Here is a 26,193-nt window from a genome sequence, read left to right as displayed (position 1 = left end):
ATGCAAGAGGCCTATCCTTCCTACTACACATGGCGCCTGAAACTGGGCGCATGGGCGCTGCGCCTCGGGGCATGGAGCGTCCTGTTCTTTCTTATACTGCCGATACTGGTCATTATTCCGCTGTCATTCAATGCCGAGCCTTTCTTCAGTTTTACGCCAGGCATGCTCAAGCTGGACCCGGCCGCCTATTCCCTCAAGTGGTACGCATCGGTATTCCATAGCCAGAACTGGCTGCTGGCCATACGCAACAGCTTTTTCATCGGCATCTGCGCCACGTTCATCGCCACCACGCTAGGCACAATCGCGGCAGTCGGGCTGGCCAGCGATGCCATGCCGCAGCGTCGCCTGATTACCGCCTTGCTGCTTTCGCCCATGATTGTGCCGCTCATCATCGTGGCGGCGGGCATGTTTTTTTTCTATACGCGTTTCGACCTCGTCGGAACCTACACCGGTATCATCATCGCCCATGCAGCCCTGGGCGTGCCCTTTGTGATCATCACCGTCACGGCCACCCTGACGGGTTTCGACCAGTCGCTGTACCGCGCCGGACTCAGCATGGGTGCATCGCCGTTTCGCGTCTTTCGCGATGTCGTGATGCCCCTGATAAGACCCGGCGTCATTTCAGGCGCCCTTTTCGCCTTTGTAACTTCCTTCGACGAAATCGTGCTCGTGCTGTTCCTCGCCGGTCCGGAGCAAGGCACCATTCCGCGCCAGATGTTCGCAGGCCTGCGCGAGCAGATCAATCCGGCCATTCTGGCCGTGGCAACCCTCTTGATCATCGTGTCCATCGTGCTGCTAGCCACGCTGGAAATGCTGCGCCGGCGCAGCGAACGCATCAGGCTGGGGGAATGAATCACCTTCGGGCGCGGGCCGCCATTATGGCAAACCCCTAAGCAAAACTTTTGACACAAAGTTTCGGTGATGAGTACATTTAGCACGTTGTCGATTTTGCTGTACCCGTTTTGCAAACTCCGACATCCTTAATCACGGAGATACACAATGAAAATTACCCCTTCGCGCATCCTTGGCGCGCTCGGTATGAGCGTTGCACTGGCCTTCTCGTCCAGCGCCATGGCAGATGGCCCCATTATCGTCAAATTCAGCCACGTAGTCGCCGCCAAGACGCCCAAGGGCCAAGGCGCGCTCAAATTCAAGGAAGTGGCCGAGAAGCTGCTGCCCGGCAAGGTCGAGGTTCAAGTATTTCCGAACTCGCAGCTGTTCGGCGACGGCAAGGAAATGGAAGCCCTGCTGCTGGGCGACGTGCAGATGATCGCCCCCTCACTGTCCAAGTTCGACCGCTACACCAAGAAACTGCAGCTGTTCGATCTGCCCTTCCTGTTCGACGACATGGCCGCGGTGGACCGTTTCCAGCAAAGCGACAAGGGCAAGGAACTGCTCAATGCCATGCGCGATCGCGGCTTGCAAGGGTTGGCCTATTGGCACAATGGCCTGAAGGAGCTGTCCACCAACAAGGACAAGCTGCAGCGTCCCGAAGACGTGAAAGGCCTGAAATTCCGCATTCAGTCCTCCGACGTACTTGAAGCCCAATTCCGCGCCCTGGGTGCCAACCCGCAGAAACTGGCCTTCAGCGAAGTCTATCAGGCCCTGCAAACGGGTGTGGTCGATGGCCAGGAAAACACCTGGTCCAACATCTATTCGCAGAAGTTCCACGAGGTCCAGAAGACCATCGCCGAAACCAACCACGGCGTGATCGACTACATGGTCGTCACCAATGCCAAGTGGTGGGATGGCCTGCCTGACGATATCCGCGCCGGCCTTGAAAAAGCCATGGCGGAGGCCACCAAGTACGCCAACGAAGAAGCCGCCAAACTCAACGCCCGCGACAAGCAGCTCATCATCGATGCCAACAAGGCCAAGGTGGTACAGCTGTCCAAGGATGACGTCGCCGCATGGCGCAAGGCCATGGCGCCCGTCTGGAAGAAATTCGAAGACGGCATCGGTCCGGACCTGATCAAGGCTGCTCAGGCATCCAACAACAGCTAGGCAAGCTGCTACACTACCGACCGCCTGCACAGGTGAAAGAGATCTTTTCCGTGCAGGCAATGCAGTACCGTGGGGCCGCCCTATGGGCGGCCTTTATCCGTATCCAGCCTGGAGCATTACCATGAACTTTCGCTGGTTCGAGCGACTGGAAGAGGGGTTGATCGCCCTGCTTCTTGCCGCCATGACCCTCATTACCTTTGGCCAGGTGGTTGCACGCTATATCTTCAACTACAGCTTTACCTGGGCTCTGGAGCTTGCCACCTTCATATTCGGTGGCCTTATTTTCCTGGGGCTTTCCTACGGCGTGCGCATCAGCGCACATATCGGCGTGGACGCGCTGGTCAAGGTCCTGCCTCGCGGCGCGGCCCGTGTCGTAGCCATCGTCGCCTGCCTGCTGTGTCTGGTCTATACCGTCATTGTCTTCTACGGCGCCTGGATCTACGTCGACAAAATGTACATCATCGGCATCCTGGCCCAAGACATGCCCGTTCCCCAGTGGATACCCCGTCTGGTCCTGCCCATAGGCTTCGGCCTGCTGTTCATCCGTTTCGGCGCGGTGCTCCTGGACATGCTGCGTGGCCGGCGCGCCCAGTTGCTGGGCGATGAAGCCGAAGACGCCATGAAGTACGCCAGCGACGACACGTCCGTCATCACTCAGGAACAGAAATGACCACGACCGCTCTCTTCATCATGCTGTTCGTGTTCATGTTCATGGGCACGCCCGTGGCCGTTGCACTCGGCCTGTCTTCCATCCTGACCATTCTTTTCTTCGGCCATGACTCGCTCGCGTCCTTGTCGCTGAAGATGTATGAAACGTCCGAGCATTTCACGCTCATGGCGATCCCCTTCTTCGTGCTGGCCGGCGCCTTCATGACCACCGGCGGCGTCGCCAAGCGCATGATCCGCTTCGCCATCGCCACAGTCGGCCATTTCCACGGCGGCCTGGCCATTGCCTCGGTCATGGCCTGCTGCCTGTTTGCGGCGGTATCCGGATCCTCCCCCGCCACGGTGGTTGCCGTGGGTTCCATCGTCATTGCAGGCATGGTTCGCTCGGGATATCCCCAGTCGTTTGCGGCCGGTGTCATTTGCAACGCCGGCACACTGGGCATACTCATCCCGCCATCCATCGTGCTCGTGGTGTATGGGGCGGCCACCGAGACCTCCGTCGGCGCACTGTTCATGGCCGGCGTCCTGCCCGGCATTCTGCTCGGGCTGCTGCTGATGGTTGCCATCTATATCGTTGCGCGCATCAAGAACTTTCCGCGCCAGCCCCGCGCCTCGCTCAAGGAAGTACTCGCAGCCGGGCGTGATTCGTTCTGGGGCCTGATGCTTATCGTCATCATCCTGGGCGGTATCTATGGCGGCATCTTCACGCCCACCGAGGCAGCCGCGGTATCCGCCGTCTACGCTTTCCTGGTGGCCGTGTTCGTGTACCGCGACATCGGCCTGCGCCAGGTGCCGGAAGTGCTGATCGATGCAGCAAAAGTGACGATCATGCTGATGTTCATCATCGTCAATGCCCTGCTGTTCGCCCATGTGCTCACAACCGAGCGTATCCCGCAGATCATTGCCGAGCATATCATCGCCTGGGACATGGCCGCCTGGCAGTTCCTGATCGTGGTGAACATTCTGTTGCTGATTGCGGGCATGTTCATGGAACCTACCGGCATCATCCTGATTCTGGCGCCCATCCTGTTCCCCATCGCCGTGCAATTGGGCATAGATCCCGTGCACCTGGGCATCATCCTGGTGGTCAATCTGGAGATCGGCATGGTGACGCCGCCCATAGGCCTGAACCTGTTCGTAACGGCGGGCATTACCAAGATGACGATAGGCCAGGTGGTTCGCGCAGCCTCTCCGTGGCTTGCGCTGCTGTTGACCTTCCTGATGCTCATCACTTATGTGCCTGAGATATCCCTGATACTGCCCCAGTTGCTGGGGGGCTGATACCGGACGCCACGGCTCCACCGGCCGGCCTTTTCCCGGCCAGCCACCATGAAAGAGCGCCACGGCGCTCTTTCTTTTTTGCGCTGCAGCGACGGGTTGGCGCCATCATGGGCCGACGCGTTACAATGTGCGGGCTCGCGGGACAAGTACAAAAATCTACTCACACTCTTCCATAACACTTCCCGCATTCATGCCATCGCATACAAGTTCTTCACAGGCCGCCCGGCTGGGCGACTTCACAACCGACCGCCGCGTCGTTCTGCTCATGGCCCTTGCGGTCATTGTCGGTATCGCCGGGGTGGCCTCAGCATGGGTGTTGCTCAAGCTCATCTACCTGTGCACCAACATAGGCTATTACGGCAGGTTTTCATTTGAAGACCTGCCCATCGCCGGTAATACCCTGGGCGTCGGCGCCGTGCTCGTGCCCGTCGTGGGCTGCATCATCATCGGCCTCATGGCACGCTACGGCTCCGATAAAATCCGCGGCCACGGCATCCCCGAAGCCATGGAGGCGATTCTCATCGGCCGCAGCCGTATTCAACCCAAAGTGGCTGTCCTCAAGCCCTTGTCCTCCGCCGTTTCCATCGGTACCGGTGGTCCGTTCGGCGCAGAAGGCCCCATCATCATGACCGGCGGTGCCATAGGCTCGCTGCTCGCCCAGACCATCAATATGAGCTCGGCCGAGCGCAAGACGCTGCTGGTCGCCGGCGCCGCCGCCGGCATGACGGCCATCTTCGCCACGCCCATGGCCGCCATTCTGCTCGCCGTCGAGCTGCTGCTGTTCGAATGGAAGCCACGCAGCTTCCTGCCGGTTACTGTCGCAGCCATCGTCGCCGCCGCCGTGCGCCCACTGATACTGGGTCATGGGCCGATCTTCGCCTACGACGGCAGCTTCACGTTCTCCGCCACCCATCTGGTGGCCTGCGCCGCGGTCGGCATCCTGATGGGCATAGGGTCCGGGATTCTGACCGCGCTGGTCTATGCCGCCGAAGGCCTGTTCGAAAAGCTGCCCATACATTGGATGTGGTGGCCCGCCATTGGCGGCCTGATCGTCGGCGTGGGCGGCCTCATCGAACCGGCGGCCCTGGGCGTGGGATACGACAACATACGCCAGCTTCTGGACGGCAGCCTGATAGGCGGCGCCGCGCTGCTTGTGCTGGTCGTCAAGGTCGTCATCTGGTCCGTAGCGCTGGGTTCGGGCACCTCCGGCGGCGTACTGGCTCCGCTACTGATTTTCGGCGGCGCCCTGGGCACGCTGGCCAGCGGCATTCTGCCGGACGCGGATCCGGGCTTCTGGGCCCTGCTCGGCATGGCGGCCATGATGGGCGGCACCATGCGCTCGCCGCTTACATCCACGCTGTTCGCCCTTGAGCTCACGGGCAATATCAACATGCTCATGCCGTTGCTTACAGCCAGCGCCTTTGCCTATGGCGTCACCGTCCTGCTGCTCAAGCGCTCCATTCTCACGGAGAAACTCGCCCGGCGCGGCCATCACATCACCCGTGAATACCATGTGGACCCTTTCGTGCTCACCCGGGTCAAGAGCCTGATGATTACCGACGTGAAAACGCTGCCCGCCTCCATGACCGTGGAACAGGCCATTGCCCACTTCACGACTGTCGAGCGCCGCCATACGGCTTATCCCGTCGTCGATGAAGACAATGTGGTGATCGGCAAGGTGACCCGCGGCGACAGCCTGGCCTGGACGCTGGAGGAAACCGACGGCACGCAGACGCTCGAAGAGGCATTGTCGGGACGCGACCTTGTGGTTGGTCACCCCGATGACCTGGCCAGCAGGCTGGCCGACCAGATGGCCGTGTCCGGCGTCGGACGCGTGCCCATCGTCGACCCCGACACCGGCAAGCTTCTTGGCCTCATAGGCCGCAAGGATCTGCTGCGCTTGCGCGCGCTGCGTCTGTCCGACGAACAGGAACGCGTCGCCTATTTCCGCCGCAAGACCACTGCAAGACACCGACGCCTGGCCAAACGCATCGCCAAGCGCCGGAAAATGGCGGCATCCTGATACAGCGGCCCGGCAAAGGTTACAATGCCGGGTTAAGCAAAATTCCAACGCCGTTATACAGGAACCCATATGGAAGCCGAACGCCAGAACCAACTCGCTGCCCGCCTGGACGACTATGCAGAGCGCCAGGCCGCCTTGCGGAGGTATCTTTGACTACGATGCAAAAGCACAGCGCCTGCAGGTAGTCAACGCCGAACTCGAAAGCCCCGATGTCTGGAACGATCCCAAGCACGCCCAGGACCTGGGCCGCGAGAAAAAAAGCCTGGACATCGTCGTCGGCACCCTGACCGAGATCGAAGCCGGCGTCAGCGATGCGCGTGAGCTTTTCGAGCTTGCCGCGTCCGATGACGACGACGCCACCCTGGCCGCCATCGAACACGATGCCGATGCCCTGGGAGAACGTCTCGAGGAACTCGAGTTTCGCAGGATGTTTTCCAACCCAGCCGACCCACTCAACTGTTTTGTGGATATCCAGGCCGGAGCCGGGGGCACCGAAGCCCAGGACTGGGCGTCCATGCTGCTGCGTCAGTACCTGCGCTACTGCGAGCACAAAGGCTTCAAGGCCGACGTCATGGAAGAATCCGAAGGCGAGGTGGCGGGCATCAAATCAGCCACCATCAAGATCGAAGGCGATTACGCCTTTGGATTCCTGCGCACCGAAACGGGCGTGCATCGCCTGGTGCGCAAGAGCCCCTTCGACTCCGCCAACGGACGCCACACTTCGTTTGCCAGCATCTTCGTCTATCCGGAAGTCGACGACTCCGTCGAAATCGACATCAATCCGGCTGATCTGCGCATCGATACCTATCGTGCCAGCGGCGCCGGCGGACAGCACATCAACAAGACCGACTCCGCGGTACGCATTACCCACACGCCGACCGGCATCGTGGTGCAATGCCAGAACGATCGCTCGCAGCACAGAAACCGCGCCGAAGCGATGCAAATGCTGCGTTCCAGGCTATACGAGAAGGAAATGCGCGAACGCATGGCCGAGCAGCAGAAAATGGAAGATGCCAAGACCGACGTGGGCTGGGGACATCAGATCCGTTCCTACGTGCTCGATCAAAGCCGCATCAAAGACCTGCGTACGGGCGTCGAAATCTCCAATACACAGAAAGTGCTGGATGGCGACCTCGATCCATTCATTCAAGCCAGCCTCAAACAGGGGGTCTAAATGAGCATCAATACCGTCGCCATTATCACCGGCGCATCGCGCGGCCTGGGCCGGGAAATCGCCCGGCAACTGCTTGCACCGGAAAACTGTGTCATTACCATGGCGCGCAGCCACGACGCCGAGCTGGTGGCAGAAGCCGCCAAGCTGAACGCGAAACTGCAGCCCATACAAAGCGACCTGGCCAATCCCGCCGCGGCCCAGCGCGCCGCCATGCAGATCGCCAATGCCCTGCCCGAGGGCGCGCAGCGCTATCTGCTCATTAACAATGCAGGCATGGTGGACCCTGTCAGCCTCGCTGATGGCCTGGACCAGCCCGCGGCCATCACCGCTGCATTCAGCCTCAATGTAACCAGCGTCATGCTCCTGACAGCCGCTTTCCTGAAAGCCGTCAAGCCGCGCCAGGCCGACAGCCGCATCGTGAATATCTCGTCGGGCGCAGGGCGCAATGCCACCACGGGCTGGGGCGTCTACTGCGCCACCAAGGCGGCGCTTGACCACTACACCAACGTGCTGGCCGCCGAGAATCACGGTGTGCGCGTGGTCTCCCTGGCGCCAGGCGTTGTCGACACCGGCATGCAGCAAGCCATCCGCAGCGCATCGCCGTCCGATTTTCCCAATGTGGACCGCTTCGCCCAGATGCACGACAAGGGCCAGCTCGCTTCGCCGCAAGACACCGCCGCCCGCATACTGCGCTATATCGCGCGCGACGACTTCGGCTCCAAGGTGCTGGACGACATACGCCAATACGACTGAAACCATTTCCGAATGAACGATTCAACATCAGCCCCTCCCGCCACAGACGACAACCACTTGATCGCCGAGCGGCGCGGCAAGCTTGCCCGCCTGCGCGCGGGCGGCGTGGCCTACCCCAATGACTTCAGTCCCGACAGCCGGGCTGCCGATCTGCACGATACCTACGACGCGCTCGACAAAGACCAGCTGCAGCAAGCCGGCAAGCAAGTCCGTATTGCCGGACGCATGATGCTCAAGCGCGTCATGGGCAAGGCCAGCTTTGCAACGATGCAGGACGGATCCGGCCGCATCCAGGTCTTTCTTGATCGCACCAAGCTGGGCGACGAGGCCTATGCCGACTTCAAGACCTGGGATATCGGCGACATTGTGGCGGCGGAAGGCCAGGTGTTCAAGACGAACAAGGGCGAGCTGTCGGTGCATGCCGATTCCGTGCGCCTGCTGTCCAAGTCGCTGCGCCCGCTGCCCGATAAATTCCACGGCCTGGCGGACCAGGAAATGCGGTATCGGCAGCGGTATGTCGACCTCATCATGACCGATGAAACGCGCCGCACATTCATCGCCCGCAGCAAGGCCATGGCCAGTATCCGCCAGTTCATGGTGGATGCCGGATTCCTGGAAGTGGAAACTCCTATGCTGCACCCGATTCCCGGCGGCGCAGCGGCCAAGCCTTTCATTACGCACCACAATGCGCTCGACATGGACATGTACCTGCGCATAGCACCCGAGCTTTACCTGAAGCGGCTGATCGTCGGCGGCTTCGATCGGGTATTCGAGGTCAACCGCAACTTTCGCAACGAGGGTGTCAGCCCGCGGCACAACCCCGAGTTCACGATGATGGAGTTCTATGCCGCCTACACGAACTACCAGTGGCTCATGGACTTCACGGAATCGTTGCTGCGCAAGGCGGCCACCGATGCCTGCGGCAGTGCAACGCTGCAATACCAGGGCAATGTAGTCGACCTGTCACAGCCTTTCGACCGACTGACCATCGTGCAGGCGATACAGAAATATGCGCCGGAATATACGGCGACCCAATTGGATGACGCCGGCTTCCTGCGCAGCGAACTCAAGCGTCTGGGCGCCGATACGGAAGGGCCTGTGCTTTCGCGCGCGGGACTGGGCGCCTTGCAGTTAGCGCTGTTCGAGGAAACGGCGGAAGCCAAGCTCTGGAATCCCACCTTCATCATCGACTACCCGGTGGAGGTGTCTCCGCTTGCACGCGCCTCCGATACCCAGGAAGGCATTACAGAGCGCTTCGAGCTTTTCATCACCGGACGCGAGATCGCCAACGGGTTTTCAGAGTTGAACGACCCTGAGGATCAGGCAGCGCGCTTCCAGGCCCAGGTGGCAGCCAAGGACGCCGGTGACGAAGAAGCCATGTACTACGACGCCGACTACATCCGCGCACTCGAATACGGCATGCCGCCAACCGGTGGCTGCGGCATCGGCATCGACCGCCTGGTCATGCTGCTCACCGACAGCCCTAGCATTCGCGACGTGATTCTTTTCCCGCATCTGCGGCGCGAAGACTGAGCCAGATAGAGACAAGGCCTGCGCAAGCAGGCCTTGACCATTTATTGTGGCGTAAGCCCCAATCTCTTGACGACGCCATCCCAACGAACCGCTTCGTCTGAAACCAGTTTGGCATAAGCGTCACTGCTCTTGTATGTAATGTCAGCCCCAAGAGATCGCAAGCGCTCGACGAGATCGGTATTTTTCATTGCTTCAGCAGCAGCCTTCTGAAGCGACAAGTTGGCCTCCTCAGGAATACCTGCCGGCGCATGCAGGCCCACCCAACCAAAAACCGTAGCCTTTGGGTATCCCAGCTCGCCCACTGTCGGTATGTCTGGCAATACAGAAATACGTGCTGGACTTGTTACAGCCAAAGCACGGAGCTTTCCCGCCGATATTTGAGGCAAGGCCGATGGCAGTGATGGCGTGGCCACATCGACCTGATGACTGATCGCGGCCAGAATGGCGGGGCCAGCGCCCTTGTATGGCACATGTGTCCACTGCAGGCCGGCGGCCAGCTTGAGCGCTGCGCCAGCAAGATGCAACGGCGAGCCTACACCCCCTGATCCGAAATCAAGCTTGCCAGGATACTTTTTGGTCAGAGCCACCAATTCCGACAAGGACGCTACCTTAACCTCCGGATTTACAACCAACACATGGGGTACCGTCACAAATAACGAAACTGCAGCAAGATCCTTCAACGGATCCACCTGCATGCTTTTATATAAGCTTGGGGCCGTCGACAGGCTGGCATCACTTACGAGCAGCGTGTACCCGTCCGGTTTGCTGCGTGCCACATAAGCCATGGCAATCTGGCCACCAGCCCCCGCCTTGTTTTCCACAACGATCGATGTCCCGAGCAGCGGAGCCATCACGTCAGCAATATTACGCGCCACAGTATCCGTCGTTCCTCCAGGCGGATAAGGAACAACCCAAGTGATAGGCCTGTCCGGGTAGCCTTCAGCCTGCGCCTGCACGGCAAGGCTGACTGAAGCGGCCCCCAGAAGCATGAGCATCAGAACTTTCATCCGGAAATTAATCGTGATCATGAAGTGTCTCCCAATTTGTTGTGCTTTCTGTCAGCGCCTGATATGGAGTACATCAGGGCGTAAAGGCCATAAGCCTCTTCGCGCCAACCGTGTTGATACATCTGCGCTGGGGAAAGAACGTGCTCTCGCAGGCTTTGCAAAACTGACGCCCGTGTCGCCTCAACGAGAAGCACGGTCTCCGCAAACGCGTCATCTTTTCCAACAGCTCTAACGGAATCCATACGTGCTCGCACTTGAGGCTGGGCTTGTAGCCAATGCACTGCAGCAACACTGTCATGTGCAGCAACTTCCTGCATCCACTGCGCAATTTCCTGCATCTCCATCTGGCGCGCTATATCACGCGGCGCCACTCTCCAGCTGGAAATCACACCGCCCGTACCTTCGCCCTGGCTGCTTATCACCCGAAAGGTGTTACGCACTACACCTGAGAAGCCAGCCCGTATGCGCTGAGACTGGGCACTGATTCGGCTTACAAGCCCGAGATAACCTTCACTTGCCAAATCGTCTACTGTTTTCGCTTCAAAAAGCGTCAGATACTCCCGCGCTCCGTCGATAGACTGATAGCGGCGCGCACGCAGATACCCTCCAATATTCACGCGATCCGGCAAGTGTTCTGTCACATACCAAGCATCTGTTTCATCATCCAGTTCAGACGCAACATTCAGCCAAAGTGCAAGCGCACCCGCCCCTAGTAATCTGCCCACGATGTCTCCTTTTATTTATTTCAGCTCAATGCCCGCATTCTGTATGACTGCTGCCCATCTTTTGTAATCCGCCTTTATGCTGTCGGCGAACTCGGCTGGTGTCGCGGTCATTGGCTCCGCGCCTACGGCTTTAAGTTTCTGCATAACGTCCGGCTCACCAACGATTTTTTTCAGAGCATCGTGCAGTCGCGTGACCACTGGCTCTGGCGTTCCTGCCGGCGCAAGCACACCATTCCAGGTTGTAACAACAAGATCGGGTAGGCCTGACTCTTTCGCAGTGGGAATGTCGGGTAGCGCTGATGTACGGTGCGCTCCGGTTACTGCGATTGCATGCAGTTTTCCGCCTTTGATCATGCCCATTGCGGAGGGCAAAGTTGCAAACATCGCCGTCACCTGGCCGCCGATCAAACCCACAAGAGCAGGTCCTCCGCCTTTATATGGAACGTTCAAAATTTTTACGTGAGCCTGTTCGCCAAAAAGCTCCGCAGTCAAATGATTTGTACTGCCAACACCCGACGAGCCAAACGAAACGCTTTTCCCTTGGCCATGCGCCACATCAATGAACGCCTGCAAGTCTCTCGCCTGGGTTGACGGCGCCACCACCAGGACATTCGGAAACTCTGCCACGGGCATCACAGGGCTGAATGACTTTATCGGATCGTAGGGCAGTGACTTGTATAGCGTCGGGCTCATAGCAATCTCATTCGTGGTCCCGAACAAGATTGTGTATCCGTCAGGTGTAGCGTTGGCAACATAAGCAGCGCCGATTGTGCCTGTTGCCCCACCCTTATTCTCTACAACTACCGCCTGCCCCAGCAACTTTCCAAGCCTCTCTGCAACCGGACGTGCGATAAGATCCGCCACCCCTCCAGGAGGAAATGGCACAACCATGGTAATAGGCTTACTTGGATAGCTTGCGGCAATGGCCGCCACAGGCAAGGCGAGCAAACCCACCAGAACACCCAGGACACTTCGCATTCTCAAATGATGATTCATTACAGTCTCCTTCATTTGTTATAGGAAATTTATTAGCGAGCCAATAGCGCTGTGAATTCACGCACATCGCGACAATCCTCGATGCAATAGATGGCGTCAAGCAAAGCGTGAGCGCGGCTCGATGACAACACTGGAACTGCATAATTGAGGAATTTTTTTGCCAGGGCTGCAGCATCCAGAGGACGCTTTGGATGGCCCAACGGGAAATCATGGCGGCAAATATGCACCTTCCCATCGCCCAGACATACGTGTACTGCGGCGCCCGCTGCGCTCGGCCAACCCGCGTCAAGGTTCTCATCTCCCATCAGCACAACCTTGTCCAGCAACGAGTGCAACGCTGCATCCTGCATTCGTTTATTTGTGAATTGCTCGGGGCCGCAGGCGCCATCCAGCAGCGCCACTGCGGTGCAGTAATAAAAGCTGTGCTGGGCGCTTTCTATGCTCGTGGGATGACGGCGACCTGGATCAGCAGACGGGCTGGTTAATGCAAATCGCGGCAAATACACAATTACCCTGTCAATGCAAGCGACATCAAACGAATTCTTCTCATGTAATTCAATTGCGGCGCCCACGGGCGCAATCGCGGTAGCCACCACCGGATATGGCTTAGCGCAAACATCCAGAATTCGATACATCCCGTGCTGAACGGGAGAGGTCAAGTGCGCCGCATCCACCTCCCCAGCCACAACACTGGCCCAACCATGCCGGCCTTCCATCAGGTCCAATGGCCCGGTCATGCCATAGCTTGCAAGCATTGCCGCCTCCACAGCGCCCTTCGCCACCCATGCCTCCGCAGATGCTTTGATCATGGAGACTTTTCCACTCTGAAGCTGGGCAAGCGTATTGCCATGACTTGCTGCGATTGCCATTGCATGCGCTGTTCGATGAGCATCGCACCAAGATAATTTCCCAGCTGCCGCCGCGCATGAGAACTGCAAATTGGTTCCGTGATGCCAGCCACGCTTCCAAAGCGATGGAATACCGGCATAATCAGCCAGCCGTATGTGTAGCTCGTACGCTGCTATTAATGTTGCAAGCAGCTCCGCCCCGCTGCTTTTCTGGCGTTCTGCCACAGCCATTACAACAGCCAGGTTGCCGCTCGGATGCGCAGGATCCCGACCGAAGTAATAATCATTGTTGTCCAGGTATCGCAGCAGCGTTCCATTAACAAGGGTAGCGAGAGGTGCGGACGTTTTGGTTCCAGCAATAAGCGTCGATTGTTCAAGGCCGCCACAGTCTTGCGCAAACTTGATCACTGCGGAACCTGGCTCGCTGCTGAGCGCCCCGAAGGCACAGCCTAAACTATCGGCCATCAGGTCCTTGGCTCTGGCTATTACCGGCTCAGGCAAATCTGTGTACGCGATGCCATGAATAAAGTCCGCCAGCTTTTCAAGCACCGTCACTTGGCGCTGCGACGCATTATTCATTTCATTTACCTGCATTCAAAACGCGAAGCGACTAGAGCCGCCATCCACCGGGATTACAGTGCCCGTGACATAACTCGCGTGGTCAGACGCCAGGAACAGCGCCACAGAAGCAATTTCTTCAGGCTCGCCGAATCTGCCGACAGGAATCTCAGCCTTTGCATACTCCTGCTCGCTTTCTGGGGTTGGATAGCGCCGCGACATCTGCTCACTATGAATACGGCCCGGCTGAAGACAATTGACGGTGATTCCATCTGAAGCCAACTCTCTGGACAAGCCTTTAGACCAAACGTGTACTGCAGCTTTGGCGGTAAAGGCAGCATTGAGCATACGGGGCTCGGATGTGCCGGTGAAACTCACGATTCGGCCAAACTGTCGCCGCCGCATTCCTGGAACAACAGCGTGAGTCAGCTCACGAATCCTAAAGAAATTAAGCAGCATTCCTTCATGCCAAGCCTCATTGCCTGCGTCAAACTGCAAAGGCCTGCTTGCACCCGCAACGTTCATAAGAATATCTATGCCGCCGAGCAGTTTTTCCGCCTGTACAGCAACTTCCTCCGAAGCGCCCTCATCATAAAAGTTTGCCTTTAAGGGAATTATCTTCCCTTTGCCGGAAGCGACCTGGCCAGCCAATTGCTCAACAAGTTCAACGCGGCGGGCCACACCCACTACATTTGCGCCAGCATTCGCAAGCATTCTGGCAACCGTTTTTCCTATGCCTTGGCTGGCTCCGGTAACAAGTGCACTTCGTCCTTCAAAATTTAATTCCATTTTTTGCCTCCAATGAGCCTGAATTAATGTCTCATTGAATGAGACAATTGTATCGTATAATGATAATTATTGAAGACCAAGCTGATCACTGTCAATACGGATTTGCGCTGTGATAAGTTTCGGAGGACACCGCGCACCCCTTGCGACAAGAAATAAACGAAGGAAATCATGCCAAAAAGCCAGACAAGCTCGTCTCCATCCGCAGGAGCCTCACCAAAAGAAACGAGCACAGTTAAACGTGTGCTGTTATTACTGCGCTATGTGACGGACTACCCTGGGGAGAGTGTGCAGACACTCGCGAAGCGACTTAACTTGCCCCGCAGCTCGGTCCACAGGCTATTGGCCACATTACGCGACCACGATTTTCTTACGCATGAATCGGGAGGTTCGTTTTACCCAGGCTTGGAACTGTATCGTTTCGCCGCCAAACTCGGCGGCCGTATGCCGTACATCAAGCTCGCCCAACCTTACCTCTCAGGTTTATCAGAAAGGTTCCATGAGACTTCCATTCTCACTTTGCTTGAACGGCATCGACTCAAGATGTTTCATGCCGCCAATGGATCCCCTTCTGATCCCATGCGATACAACATTCAATTGAATTCTCTCGAGACGCTTGTGTGGGGCGCCACAGCGCGAGCCATACTCGCCCATCTGACAGACACCGAAATCCATCAGGCCATAGCTGAACAGACCCCTTCCCCCGTAGAAGGCCTGTTGCCCAACAAGAACGAGATCCTGGCAGCGCTTGCCTCCATACGACATGACGGCTATGCCGTCACGCATTCGCATCGGACGCAAAATACGATCGGCGTTGCAGCCCCCTTCTTCGACAGCGAAGGCGTAGTCGTAGGTAGCCTGGGCTTTTTAATTCCTTCATTCCGATGGAACAAGCCAGAGCCGAATCAATTCACAGACGCGCTGCAAGAAGCGGCACAAAGCCTTTCCCAAGAACTGGGATACACGCGCAGCATGCCTTCTTGTGATGACCCATGATTAATCTATAGCTATATAGCTATTGACGTTTACAGCATGCACTGCTACGCTTCCCACAATTGAAAAAACGGAGCGGTGTGATGTCCCAGCAGTCTCCCCAGCTGTCTTCTGCCAGCACCATTTCCCGGTATTTCCACCGGCTCGCTCCCCTGGGTCTTAGCAAGCATGCCCAGTTGCGCCAGTCCATCATTCATGCGCTTGAAGACGGGGAGCTGCAATTCGAGGACAAGCTGCCGCCCGAGCGCGAGCTGGGCGACATGCTCAGCATCAGCCTCGGCACGGCGCAGAAGGCGCTGTCTGGCCTCGCAGCCGAAGGATATGTGGTGCGCAAGCAAGGCATAGGCACCTTCGTAGGCCAGGCACGCAGTGCCATCCAGAAAGCATGGCACTACCGGTTCACAGATCCGCATACCGGCCAGCATCTTCCCGTCTTTGCCCACTTCCTGCGACGCGGCATCGTTGGGACGGGCCCCTGGGTGGACCATCTCGGCCCGGATCCAGCCGGATACATCCGCATCGACCGGCTTATTTCCATTGACGAGCGCTTCAACTGCTATAGCGAGCTCTATCTGCCGGCGTCGCCCTTCCAGCCCATGCTCGATATCCCCGAAGAGCGGCTGGAAGACATCAACCTGAAGGAAATCCTCGATGCCGAGTGCGGCTACCCCACGACCGAAGCCAAGGGCGCTGCGCGCGTGGTGCAGTTGGACGCCCGTCTTGGCGCCATCATGAAGTTGCCCGAAGGAAGCTGGGCGCTCAGGATCAACATCCTGGGCAAGGCCCGTAGGCAAGCCATTTCATACCAGAAGATGTTCGTTCCCCCTACAGACTGCGAGCTAGACATGGATTTCATCGGCTCATCCTGAGCTTTCCACCACCACCACCACTTATTCCGTTCACAACATCTGGGGCTCAAGCAGTTCAGGCCTGGCATGTGCACTGTCCGGACAAGGAGAAGATTATGGCACTGCTGTACAAGAAGCTGCGTCTCGTATTTTCCTCTGTTTGCATTGGGCTGTTGTTCTGTTCCGCGGGCGCGCAGGCGGCATTTCCCGACCGCACGCTTACCATTGTTGTTCCCTTCTCGCCTGGCGGCGGACACGACTTCACCGCCCGCCTCATGGCAGCCAAACTCACCGACGTGCTGGGCCAGCAAGTCGTTGTGCTCAACAAGCCCGGCGCCAACGGCATGATAGGCACGCATTTCGTGGCGCAGTCCGCCCCCGACGGGTACACGATGACCATGTCCTCGCCCGCCGAGACAGTCATTTCGCCCATGCTTTACCACGACATGAGTTACGACCCGGCCAAGGACCTAAGCCCGGTCACGCTCGTGGGCGTGACACCCATCGCGCTGATCGCCCACCCCTCTTTCCCGCCCAGCAGCGTGCCCGAACTGGTTGACTATGTGAAGGCGCATCCAGGCACTGTGAGCTACGGCACACCGGGCGTAGGCAGCGCACACCATCTTGCCGTGGACTGGATCGCACGCAGCACCGGCATCAAGATGCTCGACGTACCCTACAAAGGCGCCGCACCCGCGACGGCGGACGTGCTCGCGGACCAGATTCCCCTTGCCAGCGTCGGCATGGCGCCAGTTACGCCGCACTGGAAGGCGGGCAAGGTCAAGGTGCTTGCCATCATGAACAACAAGCGCCTGCCGTGGCTGCCCGATGTGCCCGTAGCCAGCGAAACCAAGGGTGCGGAAGCGGTGGATGTCTACCAGTGGATGGGTGTATTCGTACCCAGCGGCACGCCGCCTGAAGCCATCAAGGTGCTCAATGAAGCGTACGCGAAAATCCTGCACGACCCCGAAGTCAAGAAAACCATGATAGACCGCGGCGTCGATCCGGTAGGCAATACCGTCGAAGCGTTCAAGCAGTACCTCAATGAGGAGTCCAGCAAGTACAGCAAGCTGGTCAAGGACTCCGGTGTGAAAATCAACAAATAGGAAGGAGCCGCGCCATGTCCAACATTGCCCCGTTTTCATTCGTACCGCTGCCGGCGCAACGCAGCTGCGACAAACCCCGGCGCAATGGCCGCACCATGATGATAGACGATGGGCTGCCACTGGGTTACGTGGCCGACTTGTTGGACATGGCCGGCCAGTACGCCGACCTGGCCAAGATAAAGACGGGTACGGCTCGCCTGTACACGCGTGACAAGCTGCTGGCGAAACTGGCGCTTTATCGCAAGCATCAAGTTCGCAGTTTTCTGGGCGGCCAGTTCCACGAGTATGTGCTGGCCACGCAGGGTGAAGACGCCCTGCCCGCTTTCTACCAGGAAGCGCTGGCGCTGGGTTTCGAGACCATCGAAATCTCGGACAACACCGTGCCGCTGACGCGCGAGCAGCGCATGAACCAGATACGCAATGCCATCGCGAGCGGCCTGACCGTGTTTGGAGAGGTGGGATCCAAGGAAACGCTCAACGATCCAGCCCTGCTTATCAGCCAGGCGCATGACTGCTTCGACGCGGGCGCCGAACTGGTTCTTGTTGAAGCGGCCGAGCTCGTCGATCACGGCAAGCTGCGCGGCGACACCATTGCGCTGCTGAAGCGCGAGCTGGATATGTCGCGGGTCATGATAGAACTGCCGGGCCCCTGGATTGCCGATGTGCGCAGCTGCGATATCGAAAGCATGAAGAAGGCGCTTATCGCGGAGTTGGGCCCAGACTTGAACCTGGCCAATGTGGCCGCCGACACACTGATCGATACCGAAGCCAGCCGTGTCGGGCTGGGCACTGCGGGCCCAGGCGCCGCGGCACGTCATTGAATAACCACTATTACGGAGCCTGACAGTCATGGGGCATTCACGCTATCTACCCGAGCGTATGGGCTCGGCTAGCATCTCGCCGACCGGGGCATTCGAGGCAGGCAGCTTCCATTCGTTCACACTGGTGTACACCGCCGGCTTCTTCGGCATTGATGACACCGGCTCGCTGAAGATTGTGCATCGCTTTGCCAGCGACATGGGCAAGCCGCAGTTTGACGATCCCAAGGGATGGAACTACACAACCATCGAAGCATCCAACGGCGCCGTGCTCGATGTGCAATACGATGGAAAGCGCAACATACGCCCCTGGGACAAAACGCTATTCATCCGCGTCGTGCAAGGTTTCCTGCGCGAAGGAGACACGATTACCGTGCGTTTTGGCGATACGCGGCAAGGATCGCCGGGCATGCGGGTGCAGACATTCGTTGAACCGCATTTCGAATTCAAGGTCCTGGTGGATGCCTTCGCCACCTATGAGTATGTCGAGCTGCCCGAATCACCCTCCATCGCGATCGTTGCAGGCCCGCCAGTAAGCTACAAGGCAGTGCTGCCGACACTGATTCGCGTCGGTGAGCCATTCAAGCTCGGCTTCAAGGGTGAAGACAAATGGGGCAACCCGTCCGATCAGCTACAAGGCGAGTTCACACTGCGCAGCAATCTGTCTCTTAAACACATGCTGGCATCTTTCCGCATGGAGCGCGGCGAGCACGCCCGCACGCTGGAAGGGCTGGAGGCAGCGGAGCCTGGCGATCTTGAAATCGAGATATTGCATGAGGGCGAGGTCATTGCGCGATCCAACCCCTGCCGCATTGCCGCGCAATCCCGTTACCGGCATTTCTGGGCGGATCTGCATGGGCAGTCGGAGGAGACCATAGGCACCAACACCGCCCGCGATCTGATCGTGTTTGCCCGGGATCGCGCCTTTCTTGACGCCATGAGTCATCAGGGCAACGATTTTCAAATCACCACGCCGTTCTGGGAAGACCTGAACCGCCTTTGCCGCGAATTCAACAAGGATGGCGAATTCGTTATCTTTCCAGGCTACGAATGGTCGGGGAATACTGGCCTGGGCGGCGATCGCAATGTCATGTATCTTAACGAAGGGCGCCCCATACACCGCTCCTCGCACGCCCTGGTGGAAGACCTGTCGGACGTGGATACGGATGCAAACAGCGCGGACGAGTTGTTCGAGGCGCTAAAGAATGAGGACGTGATCGTCTTCGCTCACATTGGCGGCCGCTACGCGGACATTGTCATGTCCCACAATGCCCAGATCGAACGCTCCGTGGAGATCCATTCCGACTGGGGCACATTCGAATGGCTACTGGCCGATGCCTTTGAGCAAGGATATCGCGTCGGCATATTGGCCAACAGCGATGGCCACAAGGGCCGGCATGGGGCAAGCCATCCCGGCGCGTCGTTATTCGGCGCCTACGGAGGACTGAGCTGCCTGCTGGCCGAGGATCTTTCGCGCGAATCGCTGGCCGAGTGCCTGCGGCAAAGACGGCACTACGCCACCACCGGCTGTCGAGCCCATCTATCGGCGAGCGTCATATTCGACAAACCAGCCACATTATTTTCCGACGATCCAAATCTGGGCGGAAAGGTGAAAAGCCAGCCAGCGTCCCGAGCCGACATGGGTGCCGTAACAGAATACGAAGGTGACAGCGTTGAGTTCGAATTCGAACTACTCACTCATGGCTCCATCGAAAACATCGAAATACGCAATCTCATGTCCGTTCACGAAACCTTCCGACCCTATGGCGAGCAAGACCTCGGTCGCCGCATCCGGATCATGTGGGAGGGTTCAGGCTATCGCGGACGCGGCCGGCAGACCATCTGGGATGGCCAGGCGAGCATCGAAGACAACGCCTTCGAAAATCCGTCCTCCATCAATTTCTGGAATCTGGACAAGCAACTGACTCATGACGAACCGGGCCTGCTTAAATGGAAATCGCTGACGACAGGTGGTTTTGCAGGTGTGGATGTGTTTCTGCAGGCCTCGCATAACGGTACGTTGCGGATAGACACACCGTTGGTCAAGGAAACGGTCGATGTAGGGGCGATCGGCATGGAGCCCGTGACATTCGAGAACGGTGGCATCAAGCGCCGCCTTCAGATATACCGGCTGCCAGACCGCAACGAGTGCCGCCGGGTCAAGCACCGCGTGCGCGTGCCGCTGCATCGCGGCAAGGACAACGCCATCTATCTGCGCGCAACAACGGAGGACGGCTTCTTCATATATTCCAGCCCGGTCTACGTCGTACGAAAATGAATGACGTCGGACAGGCTGCCCTGCAACCTTGCTCGGGCAGGCGTGGTGCGACGGTCAGCCGTTGTTGCACCGGGGTCGTGCGTCATCGTACGCTGTCGCCGGTGCACCGGCCCCGCCAGGCTGGGCCAGGCCCGAAAACAATGAAAAAAGCGACCGACTAGCCATCTTTACAGCATCAGTCACAATTGTCCGACGCGCGCAGAACCAGCTCTCCGTCGATATCGGTCAGCTCCTCGCAAGGCGACGAGAAAACGCCGCGCTTTATCCTTTCCCGCAATGCCTGCACTGCATCCTCCAGCCGGTAATCGATCAACTCGGTCGGGACAAGCAGCTTACATCGTGGCGAGTTCAGATAGACAAGACAGCCGCGCTGATCATCGGTATAGTCAAAAGCCAGAATGATATCTTCCAGTCCCCTGGCCAACTTCTTGATGAATATATCGTGATCCATATGACAATTGCGTAATGATATTGTTGCTAAGACAGCAAATTCTATGGACTCGTCTTGCCAAAGGCATAGATGCGATTTAACTAATTGGACTAGTAGTTTTGGATAGAGGTGCAACATGGCCAAGCGCAGCAGCCCCGCAGACAACACACGCAATCATCTGGAACAGATCATCGGCGGCCTGATTGACGGCGTCATTTTCGTCAACCCAGATGGAAAGATCAGCTGGGCCAACGATGCCGCATTGAAAATGCACGGTGCGGAAAGCCTGTCTGATCTCGGCGGCACTGTGCAAGGCTATTGCCGCCGGCACGTCCTGCGATACCGCAATAACCGCAAGCTGGAACGCAGCCAGTACCCGATACATCGGCTCTTCGAGGGAATCGAATTCGACAGCGTTGTGGTGGAGGTCTCGAGAAGGAAAAGCGAGACATGCCGCATGCTGAAAACCCGAGGATTGACCCTTCAGAACATGGATGACAAGGTGGTTACCTATGTGATGATCATGGAAGACCTCACTGACCAGTTTGAAGCAGAACAGCGCTTCGAACGCACCTTCAATGCCAATCCCGCCCCTGCCCTTATATGCCGGCTTTCCGACCTGCGCTACATACGCGTCAACATGGGGTTTCTAGATATGACGGGATATCTGCAACGCGATCTTCTCGGCCGCTCCGTCTATGACATCGACATTCTTGCCAATGCCCAGGACAAGGAAAGAGCGCTGGCCGGCCTTCATGAAGGCACGACGATTCCACAAATGGAAAGCACGGTACCGCTGCCAGACGGCGGATCGAAGCACGTCATTCTGGCGGGTCAACCGCTTGAAGAATGCGAGGGCACCTGCATGCTATTCACGTTCATCGACCTGGACCCCAGAAAGCAGGCGGAGGATGCGCTCAGGCAGATGGAGGAACGCTTTTCCAGGGCCTTCCGGCTCGCACCAGTGCCCATGATGTTATGCACACTGGACACCCTGCACATCATGGAGGTGAATGATGCTTTTCTGACGGCCACCGGCCTGACATTCGACGACACACAGGAGCGGGATATCAATCAGCTGCCCATTTGGCACGACGCTCGATCCTTGAATACACTCCATACCCGCCTTAAAGCCGAGGGCAGCCTGCGCAATGAAGATATACAGCTCTATGGCGGCGATGACGAAGTCCTCGACTGCCTGCTGTCTGCCGATGCCGTGACGATTCAGAATACGCCCTGCGTACTGATGGTCATTCAAGACATCACCGAACGCAAGCACACCGAGGGCGAACTATTGGCCGCATTGGATGCCGTGATGCAGGACACGTCCTGGTTCAGCCGTACAGTCATTGAGAAGCTGGCGCAGATCCGCCGCCCCGGCAGTCCGGCGGCCAAGGCTGAAGTGGCCGAACTCACGCCGCGCGAAAGAGAGATTCTCGGCCTGATGTGCCAAGGCGCCAGCGATGTGCAGATCAGCGAGCAACTCACTTTATCCCGCAACACCATCCGCAACCACGTGGCCACGATCTACAACAAGATCGACGTTCATCGCCGCAGCGACGCCATCATCTGGGGACGCGAGCGAGGCTTTCTGGGGCCGGCCAGGCCTGTGGGAAGCGGACGGCGCACATAGTACGCCAGCACTTGTGCACGCTGCCTTTCTAATACCTACAAGGTATTGAAAAAGTACATAATTTATATTGGACACCCGGGAAGTTTGCGCCTAATCTATTCTCATCCAGCACGTTCACACAGGAGGAGACAAAGACATGGGTACGCACGCCGGCCTGGACATCAGACCGCTAACAGGTTCCTGTGGCGCCGAGTTGTTCGGCATTGACATAGCGCAACCGCTTTCCGACGAAGCCGTGAAGTCCATCAGGCAGGCATTGCTGGATTACAACGTCATCTTCTTCCGCGAGCAATCGCTGACGCCTGAACAGCACCGAAGCTTCACGCGCCGCTTTGGCGAAGTCGTGGTGAATCCTGTATATGCCCATGTGGAGGGCTATCCCGACATCATGCCCGTCGTCAAGGAGCCACACGACCAATACAACATCGGCGACACCTGGCACACCGATATGTCCTATATGCAGGAGCCGCCGCTCGGTTCGATCCTCTATGGCCGGGAGATTCCCGACTATGGCGGCGACACGCTGTTCGCCAATATGTACCTGGCCTACGACACATTGCCCGAGCCGCTCAAGGAAATGATAGACGGGCGCAAGGCCTACCATTCCGACCGCTACCTGACCTCGCGCATCAGCGAACGCAATGCAGGCCGGTCCACGCGGCTCAAGTCCGATGCGGACGTCAAGGAAAATCTTGCACTGCATCCCATGGTGCGCACGCATGATGAAACCGGTCGCAAATGCCTCTATGTGAATTTTCCGTTCACATGGCAGATCGAAGGCATGAGCCGCGAGGAAAGCCTGCCGCTGCTTCATCAGCTCTACGAGCACGCGGCTCGGCCCGAGTTTTCATGCCGCTTCCGCTGGCGCAAGGGATCGCTGGCATTTTGGGACAACCGCTGCACCATGCACTATGCCTGCAATGATTATCAGGGCAAGCGGCGCGAAATGCATCGCATGACGATTGCCGGCACATGTCCGCAATGAAGCTGACACAAGGGCACACGCTGATTACCGGTGCCACGCGAGGCATAGGACGCGCCATTGCCGAGTTGCTCGCCGAGCGCGGAGAGCCCGTCCTGGGCATCGCGCGGTCGGGAGACGATACGTTTCCGGGCCCGTTGCTGCTGGCGGATTTGCTGGACGCGGCGCAACGGCGTGAGGTATTGGCGGAAGCCGCCTCGCTGCATGGCATTCTGCGTCTGGTCAACAACGCAGGGTTCAACCACATGCAGCCGCTAGGCGCAATCACCGACGACGCCCGATCGCGTATCCTGGACCTGAATATCGCCGTTGCCATTGATGCCGCACAGGCCGTGCTGCCAGGCATGGCCGCTGCGGGCACAGGCCGGATAGTCAATATTGCCAGCCGCTCGCTGCTTGCACGCGCCGGCGGCAGTGTGTACTCCGCCGCCAAGGCGGCGCTTGTGGGCTTGACGCGTTCATGGGCATTGGAACTGGCCTCGCAGGGCATTACCGTCAATTGTGTTGCGCCCGGACCTGTTGCAACCGAGATGTTCGAGCGCAACAACCCACCCCATCTGGCGCGCAGCCGCGCGCTGGTTGAAGCCATACCTGTCGCTCGGCTAGGCACGCCACAGGAAGTCGCCCATGCCGTCGATTATTTTCTTTCGCCTCATGCCGCATACACCACCGGCCAGACATTGTTCGTCTGCGGTGGTGCGAGCATCAGCCAGATAAGGCTGTAAAACCTCCGCTTCACCGCAATCTCGAGACGACAAAACTAGATCACCAAAGGAGACAATGCCATGAAACCCATCAAACTGTTCACGCAAGCCTGTCTTGTGTCGGCGCTGGCCCTGGGCGGCAGCACCAGCGCCCTGGCCGCGGACTATCCATCTCAACCCATACGCATCATCGTGCCCTATGCAGCCGGCGGCACAACGGATCTTATCGCGCGCCTGGTTGGCCAGCACATGGGCACAGCGCTGGGACAGCCGGTGGTCGTGGAGAACAAAGCCGGCGCCGGCGGCAATATCGGCACGGAACAAGTTGCCCGCTCCAAGCCCGACGGCTACACGCTGTTGCTTGGCACCGCCGGCAACATGACGGTAAACCCCTCCATCTACAAGGACATGTCGTTTGACCCAATCAAGGACTTCCAGCCCGTATCCCTGATCGCCACACTGCCCAACCTGATGGTCGTCAACAACAAAGTACCGGCCAAGACCGTGCAGGAATTCGTCGCGTGGGTCAAAGACAACCCCAAGCCTGTGTTCTTTGCGTCCTCGGGCGTAGGCTCGACCATTCACCTGACAGGCGAATTGTTCAACATGGCGACGGGATTGCATATGGAGCACGTGCCATACAAGGGCAGCGGGCCTGCGCTAATAGACCTGGTCGGCGGCACCGGGCCCTCGGTGATGTTCGACAACATGCCTTCGGCCATAGGCATGGTGCGAGACGGCTCCCTGCGGGCGCTGGCGGTTACCGGACCTGAGCGTGAAAAGAGCGCACCCGATATTCCTACGGTAAAGGAATCAGGCTATCCCGACTTCAGCGTGGTGACGTGGTTCGGCCTGTTTGCGCCCGCCGGCACCCCTGCGGACGTGGTGCAGAAGCTGAACAAGACGCTTCAGGATATCGTGCATAGCGCAGAGGTCAGCAAAAAGCTGAGTGACCTGGGCGCAACCCCAAAGACGACGACACCTGACGAATATACTGCGATCATGAAGGATGACACCGCGAAGTGGGCCAAGGTTATCGAGACAGCGCATATCGTCAAGCCTTGATCCAGGCCGGCGGGGCGCTCAATGCATTAGCGAGCGGCGCTCCCGCCAGCCAGGGCCAGTTCGCGCACGTGCCGCACCCAGGCTTCGACGCTGTGGCTGGTTTCCTGATGGCGCCAGCAAATGGTGGAGCTTACCCGCGTGGTGGGCTCGATGAATGGCCGGGTAACCACCCCGTCTATGTGCACCATGCGCGAGGTCTCGGGAATAATGCATACGCCCACGCCGGCCAGTACCAGACCCATGCCCGCATGAATGGTACCAACCTCCTCGCACGCCTTGACCGGCACGTCGTGAGCACGCAGGAAAGCCGCGATGGTGCCATGCAAGCCCACGTCGCCGCGCAAAGCGCGAAAGAGAATCAATGGCTCATCGCGCAGGCTGCGCACCGGTACACGCCGCTTGCGCGCCAGCCGATGGCTGCTCGGCAGCGCCAGAACAAAACCTTCCTCGAATACGGGCAAGGTGGCAATCTCGGGGTGCCTTACAGGGGGCCGGTAGATGCCGCTGTCGATGGATCCGGAAAGCAATGCACTTTCTTTGTCGGCCACAGTGACCTCGCGCAAGGACACGGCAATGCCAGGATGTTTACGGCGGAATCCCGGCAGCACACTGGGCAGCAGGGAGTACGCCAGGGAATGAACAAAACCGATCACTATGCGGCCTGTCCGGCCCTGCCCCGCTTCGCGCGCCTCGAAGATCGCCTCATCGGCGGCGCTGACTATCTGTGCGGCACGCTGTGCAAACGCAACTCCAGCTTCCGTGAGGGACACGCCACGCGCGCTTCTGTAGAACAACGCCGCGCCTACCTGGTCCTCCAGGTCACGTATCTGGCGCGACAAGGGGGGCTGCGCGATACCCAGCCGGCTTGCCGCCCGGCCAAAATGCAAAGTCTCCGCAAGCATCAGAAAGTAGCGCAAATGACGTAATTCCATGGCGGGTCACAGAACGGATGGAAGAACTGTGAGTTTAACCATAGCGGCCC

At 58.4% G+C, this 26,193-nt stretch carries 24 protein-coding genes; 17 read left to right on the top strand and 7 right to left on the bottom strand.

Translation table 11 applies throughout. From position 1 onward, the window contains the following. The 8 genes from ERD78_RS06465 (at position 1) to lysS (ending at position 9,434) form a co-directional block, all read left to right on the top strand. Positions 1-852, top strand: a complete 852-nt coding sequence (locus tag ERD78_RS06465; RefSeq protein ID WP_129968484.1) for an ABC transporter permease — start codon at positions 1-3, stop codon at positions 850-852. A gap of 147 nt (positions 853-999) precedes the next feature. After that, positions 1,000-2,004, top strand: a complete 1,005-nt coding sequence (locus ERD78_RS06460) for a TRAP transporter substrate-binding protein (protein ID WP_129968483.1) — start codon at positions 1,000-1,002, stop codon at positions 2,002-2,004. Between the two features lie 121 nt (positions 2,005-2,125). Then, positions 2,126-2,674, top strand: coding sequence for a TRAP transporter small permease (locus ERD78_RS06455; protein WP_129968482.1), 549 nt, complete (start codon positions 2,126-2,128; stop codon positions 2,672-2,674). Continuing rightward, on the top strand, positions 2,671-3,951 hold the full coding sequence (locus ERD78_RS06450) for a TRAP transporter large permease (protein WP_129968481.1): 1,281 nt from the start codon (positions 2,671-2,673) through the stop codon (positions 3,949-3,951). Before ERD78_RS06455 ends, ERD78_RS06450 begins: the two co-directional genes overlap by 4 nt. A 190-nt stretch (positions 3,952-4,141) precedes the next feature. Further along, on the top strand, positions 4,142-5,974 hold the full coding sequence (locus ERD78_RS06445; protein ID WP_129968480.1) for a chloride channel protein: 1,833 nt from the start codon (positions 4,142-4,144) through the stop codon (positions 5,972-5,974). 69 nt (positions 5,975-6,043) lie between these two features. Beyond that, positions 6,044-7,148, top strand: a protein-coding gene (prfB, locus tag ERD78_RS06440; RefSeq protein WP_129968479.1) for a peptide chain release factor 2 whose coding sequence is annotated in 2 segments (ribosomal slippage) — positions 6,044-6,124 and positions 6,126-7,148 — 1,104 coding nt in all. Because the reading frame shifts where the segments join, the coding sequence is not laid out codon by codon here. Further along, a complete protein-coding gene (locus ERD78_RS06435; protein ID WP_129968478.1) occupies positions 7,149-7,901 on the top strand; it encodes an SDR family oxidoreductase in 753 nt (250 codons plus the stop codon). A 12-nt stretch (positions 7,902-7,913) separates the two neighbouring features. Then, positions 7,914-9,434 (top strand): lysine--tRNA ligase, encoded by a 1,521-nt coding sequence (gene lysS / locus ERD78_RS06430; RefSeq protein WP_129968477.1) that lies wholly within the window; start codon positions 7,914-7,916, stop codon positions 9,432-9,434. 41 nt (positions 9,435-9,475) lie between these two features. Here the strand turns inward: lysS and ERD78_RS06425 are convergent, their stop codons facing one another. The 5 genes from ERD78_RS06425 to ERD78_RS06405 are packed head-to-tail and all read right to left on the bottom strand — an operon-like array spanning position 9,476 to position 14,357. After that, positions 9,476-10,462 (bottom strand): Bug family tripartite tricarboxylate transporter substrate binding protein, encoded by a 987-nt coding sequence (locus ERD78_RS06425; RefSeq protein WP_129968476.1) that lies wholly within the window; start codon positions 10,460-10,462, stop codon positions 9,476-9,478. Then, entirely contained in the window at positions 10,459-11,166 is a 708-nt protein-coding gene (locus ERD78_RS06420; protein ID WP_129968475.1) for a DUF4286 family protein, read from the bottom strand. Before ERD78_RS06420 ends, ERD78_RS06425 begins: the two co-directional genes overlap by 4 nt. Before the next feature lie 15 nt (positions 11,167-11,181). Continuing rightward, positions 11,182-12,162 carry a Bug family tripartite tricarboxylate transporter substrate binding protein gene (locus tag ERD78_RS06415; protein WP_167668868.1) on the bottom strand — a complete coding sequence of 327 codons (981 nt, stop codon included), beginning with the start codon at positions 12,160-12,162 and terminating at the stop codon, positions 11,182-11,184. A 32-nt stretch (positions 12,163-12,194) separates the two neighbouring features. Further along, positions 12,195-13,589, bottom strand: coding sequence for an MmgE/PrpD family protein (locus ERD78_RS06410; RefSeq protein WP_167668867.1), 1,395 nt, complete (start codon positions 13,587-13,589; stop codon positions 12,195-12,197). A 15-nt stretch (positions 13,590-13,604) separates the two neighbouring features. Further along, on the bottom strand, positions 13,605-14,357 hold the full coding sequence (locus ERD78_RS06405; RefSeq protein WP_129968472.1) for an SDR family NAD(P)-dependent oxidoreductase: 753 nt from the start codon (positions 14,355-14,357) through the stop codon (positions 13,605-13,607). A gap of 168 nt (positions 14,358-14,525) precedes the next feature. Here ERD78_RS06405 and ERD78_RS06400 point away from each other — a divergent pair, with 168 nt between their 5' ends. The 5 genes from ERD78_RS06400 to ERD78_RS06380 all read left to right on the top strand — a co-directional run bounded on the left by ERD78_RS06400 (position 14,526) and on the right by ERD78_RS06380 (position 20,397). Beyond that, a complete protein-coding gene (locus ERD78_RS06400) occupies positions 14,526-15,350 on the top strand; it encodes an IclR family transcriptional regulator (RefSeq protein WP_129968471.1) in 825 nt (274 codons plus the stop codon). Positions 15,351-15,430: 80 nt separating this feature from the next. Continuing rightward, entirely contained in the window at positions 15,431-16,216 is a 786-nt protein-coding gene (locus tag ERD78_RS06395; protein ID WP_129968470.1) for a GntR family transcriptional regulator, read from the top strand. A 95-nt stretch (positions 16,217-16,311) separates the two neighbouring features. Continuing rightward, positions 16,312-17,301 carry a Bug family tripartite tricarboxylate transporter substrate binding protein gene (locus ERD78_RS06390; RefSeq protein ID WP_129968469.1) on the top strand — a complete coding sequence of 330 codons (990 nt, stop codon included), beginning with the start codon at positions 16,312-16,314 and terminating at the stop codon, positions 17,299-17,301. 14 nt (positions 17,302-17,315) lie between these two features. Then, positions 17,316-18,122, top strand: a complete 807-nt coding sequence (locus ERD78_RS06385) for a phosphosulfolactate synthase (protein WP_129968468.1) — start codon at positions 17,316-17,318, stop codon at positions 18,120-18,122. Positions 18,123-18,150: 28 nt separating this feature from the next. After that, positions 18,151-20,397, top strand: a complete 2,247-nt coding sequence (locus ERD78_RS06380) for a PHP domain-containing protein (protein ID WP_129968467.1) — start codon at positions 18,151-18,153, stop codon at positions 20,395-20,397. A gap of 175 nt (positions 20,398-20,572) precedes the next feature. On the opposite strand, the gene ERD78_RS06375 is transcribed toward ERD78_RS06380, so the two are convergent. Beyond that, complete coding sequence (locus ERD78_RS06375; RefSeq protein ID WP_129968466.1) at positions 20,573-20,848, bottom strand: hypothetical protein; 276 nt, start codon at positions 20,846-20,848, stop codon at positions 20,573-20,575. Between the two features lie 115 nt (positions 20,849-20,963). On the opposite strand from ERD78_RS06375, the gene ERD78_RS06370 reads away from it, so the two are divergent. The 4 genes from ERD78_RS06370 to ERD78_RS06355 all read left to right on the top strand — a co-directional run bounded on the left by ERD78_RS06370 (position 20,964) and on the right by ERD78_RS06355 (position 25,211). Further along, the gene (locus ERD78_RS06370; protein ID WP_129968465.1) at positions 20,964-22,460 is read left to right on the top strand and encodes a helix-turn-helix transcriptional regulator; all 1,497 of its coding nucleotides are present in this window, start codon (positions 20,964-20,966) and stop codon (positions 22,458-22,460) included. Positions 22,461-22,596: 136 nt separating this feature from the next. After that, the gene (locus ERD78_RS06365; RefSeq protein ID WP_129968464.1) at positions 22,597-23,445 is read left to right on the top strand and encodes a TauD/TfdA dioxygenase family protein; all 849 of its coding nucleotides are present in this window, start codon (positions 22,597-22,599) and stop codon (positions 23,443-23,445) included. Then, on the top strand, positions 23,442-24,167 hold the full coding sequence (locus ERD78_RS06360; protein ID WP_129969065.1) for an SDR family oxidoreductase: 726 nt from the start codon (positions 23,442-23,444) through the stop codon (positions 24,165-24,167). Before ERD78_RS06365 ends, ERD78_RS06360 begins: the two co-directional genes overlap by 4 nt. A gap of 60 nt (positions 24,168-24,227) precedes the next feature. Beyond that, positions 24,228-25,211 (top strand): Bug family tripartite tricarboxylate transporter substrate binding protein, encoded by a 984-nt coding sequence (locus tag ERD78_RS06355; protein ID WP_129968463.1) that lies wholly within the window; start codon positions 24,228-24,230, stop codon positions 25,209-25,211. Positions 25,212-25,237: 26 nt separating this feature from the next. On the opposite strand, the gene ERD78_RS06350 is transcribed toward ERD78_RS06355, so the two are convergent. Then, the gene (locus ERD78_RS06350; protein WP_129968462.1) at positions 25,238-26,143 is read right to left on the bottom strand and encodes a LysR substrate-binding domain-containing protein; all 906 of its coding nucleotides are present in this window, start codon (positions 26,141-26,143) and stop codon (positions 25,238-25,240) included. Between the last annotated feature and the right edge of the window lie 50 nt (positions 26,144-26,193).

The sequence above is a fragment of the Allopusillimonas soli genome (assembly GCF_004153445.1).
Lineage (GTDB): Bacteria > Pseudomonadota > Gammaproteobacteria > Burkholderiales > Burkholderiaceae_B > Allopusillimonas > Allopusillimonas soli.
This window is presented reverse-complemented; position numbering and strand designations above follow the sequence as displayed.